8 protein-coding genes are annotated in these 9,761 nt (G+C 27.2%); all 8 read left to right on the top strand.

Annotated elements, in window-relative coordinates:
- The first annotated feature begins 256 nt into the window (after positions 1-256).
- Complete coding sequence (locus RYM86_RS08345) at positions 257-967, top strand: response regulator transcription factor (RefSeq protein WP_315079513.1); 711 nt, start codon at positions 257-259, stop codon at positions 965-967.
- Positions 957-2,480: a HAMP domain-containing sensor histidine kinase gene (locus RYM86_RS08340; protein ID WP_315079511.1), complete on the top strand. Its 1,524-nt coding sequence runs from the start codon at positions 957-959 to the stop codon at positions 2,478-2,480. Before RYM86_RS08345 ends, RYM86_RS08340 begins: the two co-directional genes overlap by 11 nt.
- 84 nt (positions 2,481-2,564) lie before the next feature.
- Entirely contained in the window at positions 2,565-3,515 is a 951-nt protein-coding gene (locus tag RYM86_RS08335) for a glycoside hydrolase family 25 protein (RefSeq protein ID WP_315079508.1), read from the top strand.
- A 238-nt stretch (positions 3,516-3,753) separates the two neighbouring features.
- Positions 3,754-5,277 carry a VanW family protein gene (locus RYM86_RS08330; protein WP_315079506.1) on the top strand — a complete coding sequence of 508 codons (1,524 nt, stop codon included), beginning with the start codon at positions 3,754-3,756 and terminating at the stop codon, positions 5,275-5,277.
- A gap of 223 nt (positions 5,278-5,500) precedes the next feature.
- Positions 5,501-5,962 (top strand): tRNA (cytidine(34)-2'-O)-methyltransferase, encoded by a 462-nt coding sequence (locus RYM86_RS08325; RefSeq protein ID WP_315079504.1) that lies wholly within the window; start codon positions 5,501-5,503, stop codon positions 5,960-5,962.
- 18 nt (positions 5,963-5,980) lie between these two features.
- Positions 5,981-6,817, top strand: a complete 837-nt coding sequence (locus RYM86_RS08320) for a DegV family protein (protein ID WP_315079516.1) — start codon at positions 5,981-5,983, stop codon at positions 6,815-6,817.
- Between the two features lie 243 nt (positions 6,818-7,060).
- Positions 7,061-8,443 carry an RNA polymerase factor sigma-54 gene (gene rpoN, locus RYM86_RS08315; protein WP_315079501.1) on the top strand — a complete coding sequence of 461 codons (1,383 nt, stop codon included), beginning with the start codon at positions 7,061-7,063 and terminating at the stop codon, positions 8,441-8,443.
- A 238-nt stretch (positions 8,444-8,681) separates the two neighbouring features.
- Complete coding sequence (locus tag RYM86_RS08310) at positions 8,682-9,713, top strand: sugar-binding domain-containing protein (protein ID WP_315079498.1); 1,032 nt, start codon at positions 8,682-8,684, stop codon at positions 9,711-9,713.
- Positions 9,714-9,761 lie beyond the last annotated feature (48 nt).

Genomic DNA, 9,761 nt, shown 5'->3' with positions numbered 1-9,761 from the left:
GTGGTGTGAGAGGACGCTAAATAAAATAATTATTTAGCTCCTACTCGATTTGCTCATTAGTAAAATATATTATTAAAACAGATTCAAAGTCGCTTAGTGATTTTTTAGTGGAGTTCATCTAATGTATAACCGATAATTAAAACAAGAGCTTAAGTTTAGAAAATCTTAAGAAGTTTACAGAGGTTTTTTTTAGAAATTTAAGTTAAAATATAGTTAAGGAAAGTTATATTTACTTTACAGTAAAAGGGGGATTAATATGATAGGCAATAAAACTATTTTAATAGTTGATGATGAAAAAGAGATTAGAGATCTAGTTGAAATATATTTAAAAAGTGAAGGGTATGTTACAGTAAAGGCATGCAATGGTGAAGATGCGCTAAATATAATTAGAGAACAAAATATAGATTTAGTAATATTAGATGTTATGATGCCTAAATTAAATGGTATAGATACATGTTTAAAAATAAGAGAAGAAAGAGAAATGCCAATAATAATGTTATCAGCTAAAAGTGAAGATATAGATAAGATACTGGGACTTAATATGGGAGCTGATGATTATATAACCAAACCTTTTAATCCATTAGAATTAGTAGCTAGGGTAAAATCACAATTAAGAAGATTTTATAAATTTAATACTAAACACATGGAAGATGAAAAAGAAGAAGAGAATATAATAGAAATTGATGAACTAATAATAAACTTAGAAACACATGAAGTAATATTAAACAAAAATTTAGTGAAATTAACACCTACTGAATTTGATATATTATTGCTACTTGCTAAGAATAGAGGAAAAGTTTTTTCAATAGAAAATATATATGAAAGTGTTTGGAATCAAGAATTTATGTCTTCAGATAATACTGTAATGGTACATATAAGAAAAATAAGAGAAAAAATAGAGACAGACCCAAGAACCCCGAAATTTATAAAGACCGTATGGGGAGTTGGGTATAAAATTGAAAAGTAAAGAAAAGTTAAAAAATCTTTGTAAGAAGTATAATAAAAAATTAATTACTTTAAAGGCTTATAAGTTTTTTCGAACCACGTGTTTAGGATTAAGAATAAATATTGAGAGAAGCATTAGATTTGAATTGATGTTAGTAATTGGAGTATGTTTCTTATTGTCTTTCACATTTTATAATTTTACAGATGTACTGTTAAGAAAAGAATATCGAAATCCAGAGGTATTTTATGATTATGAATCCACGGAAAAAGAAGCTAATATGTTATTAAAGGAATTAGAAAGAACGGAACATTTAAAGATAGATAATTCTAAGGATATAGAAAAAATATTAAATTCCCCTATGTACAATAATAGTAAGGTTTATATTACTAATACTGAGGGGAAAGTTATATTTAAAACGTCAAATGTTTATGAGGAAACAATAGATATATATAGTGTATTTAGAGATATAATTTCAAATGAAAATGACACAAATAATGCGGCTAGAGAAAGAATTCATATTATGCCATTAAAAATGGACAATACAAGATTATATTTAATATATTCTAAAGTTCCAAAAGCAGAAATAGTATATAATACTGTTGAAATGTCTAATTCATCGTTAGCATTATCTCTTACATTCATAATTTTTATAATTTCATTTGTAATAATTACAAATAGTAAAATGAAGTATTTAGATGAAATAGCCTGTGGATTAAAGACGATTGCAAATGGCAACTTAAACTATAGAATTGAAGAAAAGGGAAGAGACGAAATTAGAAAGATAGCTAATAATATAAATAATATGGCTAAAGAGATTGGTGAGAAAATACAAGCTGAAAGAGATGCAGAAAAAACAAAAACTGATTTAATTACAAATGTATCTCATGATTTGAGAACCCCTTTAACTTCTATTATGGGTTATATAGGTTTAGTAAAAGAGGACAGATATAAAAATAAGGAAGAAATGAATGAATATTTAAATATAGCTTATAACAAGGCACAAAAATTAAATATACTAATTGAGGATTTATTTGAATACACAAAACTTAATAACAATGGAATGAAATTAATTAAAGAAAAAGTTAATTTATGTGAACTACTATCTCAATTGATAGAGGAAATGACACCAATAGTAGATGAAAATCTAGTAAGTATAAACAAAAAATTTGATATTGATAAAGCATATGTTTTTATAGATATAGTAAAGATGCTTAGGGTATTTGAAAATTTAATAATGAATGCTGTAAAGTATTCAATTAAACCTGGAGAAATAATAATAGGTCTTTATCAAAAGGATGATTATATAACTTTTGTGTGTAGAAATAAAGGAGAATATATATCTAAAGAAAAATTAGATAAGGTATTTGATAGATTTTATAGAGTTGATGAATCAAGAAATACTACTACAGGGGGATCCGGATTAGGCCTCGCTATTTCTAAAAATATAATTAATTTACATGAAGGTAAAATATGGGCTGAATGTATTGATGATAATATAAGTTTTTATGTTAATTTAAAGATAGAAAATTTATAGTTATTATATAATTATATTTTATTGGTACTTTTTTTGAGTAACTTTAATATTTTATAATAAGACTACTTTTTATTTGGAGGAAATATGCAAGATAAAAATCCTAAAAGTCTTTTTGGAATAGATATTAATGAATTTACTCAAAATGTTCAATTTCCTATAATAGCTACCAAAATAGACTTTCTATACTTAAGATCATCTGGGTCGGGTACAGGCACCTTTAGGGTAGATAAGAAATTCATTGAATTTGCAGCTGCAAGTAGAAATTATGGAATTCCTGTTGGAGCATATCATTATGCAGCTCCATCATATGATTTGACAGATGCGGATAGGCAATGTGATGATTTTATCTATATACTACAACAAGGATTTGGAGAAAAAAATTATGGTGATTTATTTCCTGTTTTAGATGTAGAATATCCAATTAATAACACTATACCAACAAAAACGTTAGTAGAATGGGTAGATAGGTTTAGGAAGAGGTTTGAAAAAAAAACTAGAAGAAGACTTATGCTTTATACTGGATTATTTTTCATAGAATTATATGATAATTTCTACGTTGAAGGAAAGGGATATCCATTAAAAAATATGCCTTTATGGATCGCAATGTATACTAAGATTCCTATTAATCCACCATATCCACCTAGCATAGGCGGATGGACAAGGTGGAGGGTTTGGCAATTTAGTGAAAGTCAAGAGGTGATGGGAGTAGGAAACCCAGTTGATGCTAATTGGGGGCCTGATCATATAGAATTATTAATTCAACCAAGGAATGTAACCGGGTTTAAAGCAACAATGGATAAAAATCATATATATTTATCATGGAATAAAGTACCTGATATAGATTTACTAGGATATAATATATTTGTAAATAATTATTGGATAGCAACTGTAGATGAGAAGGCAACAAAATATGTAATAGATAGAAGTAAATTGCATATTCCTAAAGGAAGTCCTATAAATGTTACGATTGAAGCATTTGATTATGATGGTGAAACATCTAAATCTAGAGCCAAAGTTGTATTACAAAATAATTAACTAAAAAGTTAAGCTTAAACTATAAAGTAAAGGTGTCTTATAAAATAAAGGTGTCTTGTAAAATGTGAATAAGATGCCTTTATTTTTATGTAGATTATACGATAATATTCTTATTAAATATAATAAATAATGTGATATAATAAAACTTGCAATTATATTAAAATACAAAATTTTTATAAAAATGTAAGGATATTAAAAAGTTATTAATTAAGTATATTTCATTGAAAGGGGAATAAATGTGAGCGAAGATAATAGAAAAAGGGGGAAAGTTCTTAAGAAAATATCAAGTAATAAAAAGAAAAAGAAAATAATAATTGGAATATGTGCGTTTGTAGTTATTATTTCGGCATTATTTACTGGATATTTTTTATCTATTAGTAAAATAGTAGAAGAATGGAATGATAAGATATATTTAGGTGTAGCAGTGCAAGATGTGAACATCGGAGGAATGACAAAAGAAGAAGCTAGAGAAAAATTAATCCAAGAACTTCAAGGAAAAATAGGAGATAAAAAGGCATCTATAAAAATAGGTGAGTCAGAATTTGAACTTCTATATTCTGATATATCTCCAGCTTATGATCTTGATAGTGTGATAAATGAGGCTGTAAATTTTGGGAAAGATCATTCATCTTTGAAGAAATATTCTTACATAAAGAATAAAGGCCAAGAAAAGCATGAGATAAATTTAAGTTTATCTTATGATGAAGAAAAATTAAAAACATATGAAGAGATGATAAAAAACAAAGTTGAAGAGGCTCCTAAAGATGCAACTCTTTCAATCAATGGCAACAGTTTTAGTGTCGTAGATGAAGTGGTTGGTAAAAGTATAAACATGGATGAATTTGATAAAAAATTAAAACAAGCTATAACAGAACATATAAATGAAGAAATTGTAGTTTCAATGGATTTAGAAACGGTACAACCTAAAATTACAAGTAAGGATTTATCAAAAATAAATGGAATTATTGGTTCGTATTCTTCAAATTATGGTTCATCATCTGAAGGCAGAAGTACTAATATAGATATTTCAACTAAAGCCATAAATGGAGTGGTTTTAATGCCAGGAGATGTATTCAGTTTTGATGAAATTGTTGGTCCTAGAACTGTTGAAAGAGGTTATAAAGAAGCAGCAACTTATGTTGGTAATAAGGTAGAGCCAGGAATAGGTGGGGGTATATGCCAAGTTTCAACAGCGCTTTATAGAGCAGTAATGCATGCAAATATAAGATCAGTAGAAAGAAGAAATCATTCAATGTCCGTAGGTTATGCAAAGCCAGGCTTAGATGCAACAGTTTCTTATGGAGATATAGATTATAAATTTAAAAATCCTTATGATTCTCCAATTTATATAGAAGGAAGTACATATAATAAGATTATGACTTACAATATATATGGTGATGTTGCTGCATTAGGTGGCAAAACTTATGATATGGAAAATGAAATACTTCAAACTATAGAACCAACTGTAAAAGTAGTAGAAGATGCAACTTTACCAGAAGGACAAGAAGTTACAGAAAGTGGTGGAATGACAGGATATAAAGTTAATTCTTATCAATTAACATATGAAAATGGTGTTCAAACTAATAAAGAGTTGATATCAACAGATTATTATACAGCTGTTGATATAGTTGTTAAAAAAGGAACTCAACCGTTAGTTCCACCAGCAGCTCCACCAGCAGCTACAGAACAGCCTCCTGGAGCAGTGCCACCTGCAGCTCCACCAGTATCTCAAGATCCGGTAGTGCCTCCAGTAGTTCAATAGTTATAATATAATAAGGTTTTGATTTTAAATATAGCAAAAATAAAAGGTATTTTTAAAATGCCTTTTATTTTTTTACATAATTTACTTGTTATAATTATAATTTTAGCAAAACTTAAATAAATGAACGACTAGACAGTTAATGAACCATATAGTATACTTTTTAATTATACTGAATTAATAATTATACTAAATTTATAACAGTAAACGAAGAGAAGGTGATCTTTTGAATTTAAATATAGTATTATATCAACCAGAAATTCCTCAAAATACTGGGAATATAGCAAGAACTTGTGTGCTTACGGATAGTAAGCTACATTTAATAAAACCTTTAGGATTTGATATAGATGAAAAACATGTAAGAAGAGCAGGATTGGATTATTGGAAATATCTAGACTTAGAAATTCATGAAAGCTATGAAGCATTTATGGAAAAATATAAGAATGAAAGAATATTTTTATCAAGCACTCATGCTGGAGACTATTACAATGAAATTTCATTTCAAAAAGGTGATTTTATAATGTTTGGAAGAGAGTCAAGTGGTGTGCCAGAATCAATTCATGAAGTGATTACTGGAATGAGAATACCTATGATTCAATCTAGTACTAGAAGCTTAAATTTATCTAATACTGTGTCAATAGTTGCGTATGAAGCCTTAAGACAATTTGAATTTCCAAACATGAAATAGGAGAAGGGAATGAGGCAATTGGAGAAGATAAAAATTATCACAGATAGTACTGCTGATTTACCGAAAGAAATATATGAAAAATATGATATAGAAGTTTTGCCGGTTTTAATAAATTTTAATGAAGAAAGTTATTTAGATGGAGTTGAAATAAATCCAGATAAAGTTTTTGAAAAAATAGAAAAATATAATATTTTACCTAATACAGGTCAAGTTATTCCTAGTAGATTTGTAGAAAAATATCAAAAATATCTAGATGATGGATATAAAATACTTTCAATTCATATGTCTTCTGCTATGAGTGGAACATATCAATCTGCATGTATAGCTAAAAATACATTAGAAAGCAATAATATAATGGTGGTGGATTCTCAAAATATAGCACCAGCATTAGGGATTTTAGTATTAAAAGCAGCTATACTTTTAGATAATGGAAATAGTTTAGAAGATGTATTTAAAGAAATTGATTCTGCTAAATATAATGTAAAAACTTTAATGTGTTTTGAATCGTTAGAATATCTTATAAGAGGTGGAAGAATATCTAAAACTGCTGGAATGGTGGGGAGTGTATTTGGAATAAAATTAATTCTAGATATAAAAGATGGATTAATGTCTGTTAAAGATAAAATAAGAGGAAATAAAAAGGCTATTAAAAAAATAATTTCCGAATTAGAAGAAGCACAATTAGATGAAGATGTTCCAATATTACTAGTTGATGCAAAAAATGTAGAGATTAAATCAGCTCTTTTAGAGTATTTACAAAAAAATAATATGAAATATACTGAATGTCCATTAGGATCTAGTGTATGTATTCATTCAGGGCCTAATTGTTGTGGACTAGTATACTTAACTAAATAGAATTAAAACAAACCATGATTTAAACAAGAAATTATAAATATTGTTTAAATCATGGTTTTATTAGTTATTAGCATCAAATCATTACTTTATAATATACTGTAAAGTGAGGATTTAGATTACTTGCTTTAATTAATGAAATCAGAGTATACTATTCTATAGAGAATTATGTAGAAAAGGTTTTCTATAATTATTATAGAATTTTAATAATTTTATTATAATATGGTATAAGGAAAGAGGATGTTTATGAAATTAGATTATGGTATGAAAATTACCCAGGATCAAAAACTTGTATTAACTCAAAGTATGCAACAATCAATAAAGCTTTTACAAATGTCCATGCATGATTTAAGGGAGTTTATTGATAATGAATATGCTGAAAATCCAATATTAGAAATTAATGAATTAGATAAAGGCGTAGAAAGTAATACTTTAAAAGATAGATATGATTACAAAAGTTTAATAAAGGAATTAGAATCTAATAATTATAAAAATGAAGTTGATAATAATTATGTAAATAACAAAGAAATAGATTCTACACCTTGGAACTATATTGAAAAGAGCAAATCTTTGAGTGAGTTTTTACAAGAACAATTAATTGAACTAAATATTGATCCGTATTTAGCAGCAATATCAAAATATATCATAGAATCCTTAGATAATAGAGGTTATTTGGAAATATCAACAATTCAAATAAGCAATGAACTTAATATAAGTCAAATTAAAGTGGAACAAGCATTAAAAATTGTACAAGATTTAGAGCCCTATGGCATAGGTGCTAGGAATATAGAAGAGTGTTTAATTATTCAAAGTAAAAAATTAGGCATATTAGATGATAATATGGAAAAAATAATAAAGAATCATTTAGGAAATATAGCAGACAATAAATATAAGCTTGTAGGTGAAGATTTGGGAATAAATCCCAAAAGAGCTCAAAGATATGGAGATTTAATTAAAACATTAGAACCAAAGCCATCTAGAGGATTTTATACAGGAGAACAAGTGAGTTATATAATACCAGATGCTGAAATCAAAAAAATAGAAAAACAATATTTTATTATAATGAATGACAGCGTATTACCTAAACTTACTATAAACAAAACTTATAAAAGTGTTTTGGAAAATAATGTGGATGAGAAAACTGTGTGTTATGTTAAAGAAAAAATTAATAAAGCAATGTTCCTAATAAAGTCTATTGAACAAAGAAAAAGCACTCTATATAATGTTTTGAAATGTTTACTAAATAAACAAAGAGAATTTTTTGATAAAGGTTATGAGTACATAAGGCCTTTAACCTTAAAAGAAGTTGCAGAAGAAATAGGAATGCATGAATCAACAGTTAGCAGAGCTATAAAAGAGAAGTATGTACTTACTAGTTATGGAACAATAAAGATAAAAGCATTATTTGAAAGTGGATTTTCTTTAAGCAATGAAGGAGATATAGCTACAAATACGATAAAAAATGAAATTAAAAAGATAGTAGAAGAAGAAAATAAATCTAAACCTTTTTCAGATCAAATTATTTCTGAAATATTAAATAAAGAAAAGATAAATATTTCTAGAAGAACTGTGGCAAAATATAGAGAAGAATTAGGAATTAAATCTTCGTCGAAAAGAAAGAGGATTTAAAGAGTAAATAATTAATATTTAGGGGTTAAAGTCTAAACTTGATCTCTAAATATTAATTGATTATTTATATGTTTAATATATTTAAAAGTGTTAAAAATATGAGGTTAATATAAGCAACTTTTAAAATATATAAAAAAATTTCGCTTAAAGCCTTTAAAAATTTGATAAGGTGCTTTATAATAATATTTGTGGGACATGATTTAAGTGCATGGGACGCATAAAGACCAAGGGAGTGTTTATGTTGCATGAAATACTAGAGTTACAGAAAAAAATAGTTCCTGAACTTGTTGAAACATTGGAAAAGAGATACAATGTACTGAGAACTATATACTATAATCAACCAATAGGTAGAAGAGTTCTTGCCAATGAATTAAAAATTGGTGAAAGAGTGGTAAGAAATGAAGTAAGTTTTTTGAACTCTCAGGGTTTAATAGAAATAAATACCCCAGGAATGACTGTCACCGAAGATGGTGAGAGAATAATAAATAAATTAAAGGATTTTATTCATGAAATAAAGGGACTTTCAGAACTGGAAGAAGAATTAAGAAAGAGTCTTAATCTAAAGAAAGTAATTATAGTTCCAGGTGATTTAGACAATAATCCTTCAATTTTAAAAGATTTAGGAAAAGCTTGTGCTCATTATGTGAAAGATGTATTAGTTAGCAATGATATTATTGCGTTAACTGGTGGAAGTACATTAAAAGCGGTAGTAGAACAATTTCCTAAGATAAATAATTTATCTAATATTCAAGTAGTACCTGCAAGAGGTGGAGTAGGCAAAAATGTAGAAACTCAAGCCAACACATTAGCCGCTTCATTAGCAAAAAAGCTAAATGGTAGTTATAAAATGTTACATGTTTCAGAAAATTTAAGTTTAGATGTATTAGATACATTACTTAAAGAAGAAGAAATAAAAGCAGTTGTAGATACTTTACATAAAGCTGATATATTGATGTATGGAATAGGTAACGCTGTACAAATGGCTAAAAAAAGAGGAGTTTCGGAAACGAAAATCAAAAAGCTTATAGACAGTGGTGCAGTTGGAGAAGCGTTTGGATGTTATTTCACTAGAAATTCTCAAATTATATCAGAAGCTACCTCAATTGGAATAAAAATTAGCGAAGCAAGAAAAATAAAAACACATATTGCAATAGCAGGTGGAAAGAATAAAGTAGAGTCAATAATATCGACAGAATTTAATGATATTAATGGTATTTTAGTTACAGATGAAGAAACTGGAAAAAGAATACTAGAAACATTAAATCATTAATTTATGTATAAAATTAATTTAGTTTGTAAAATTTATTTTTATAAAAAA

Origin of the sequence: uncultured Clostridium sp., assembly GCF_963527835.1 — a bacterium.
In the GTDB taxonomy this organism is placed as follows: domain Bacteria; phylum Bacillota; class Clostridia; order Clostridiales; family Clostridiaceae; genus Clostridium.
Note: the sequence above shows the minus strand (reverse complement) of the source record. Positions and strands in the feature narration are given on the sequence as shown.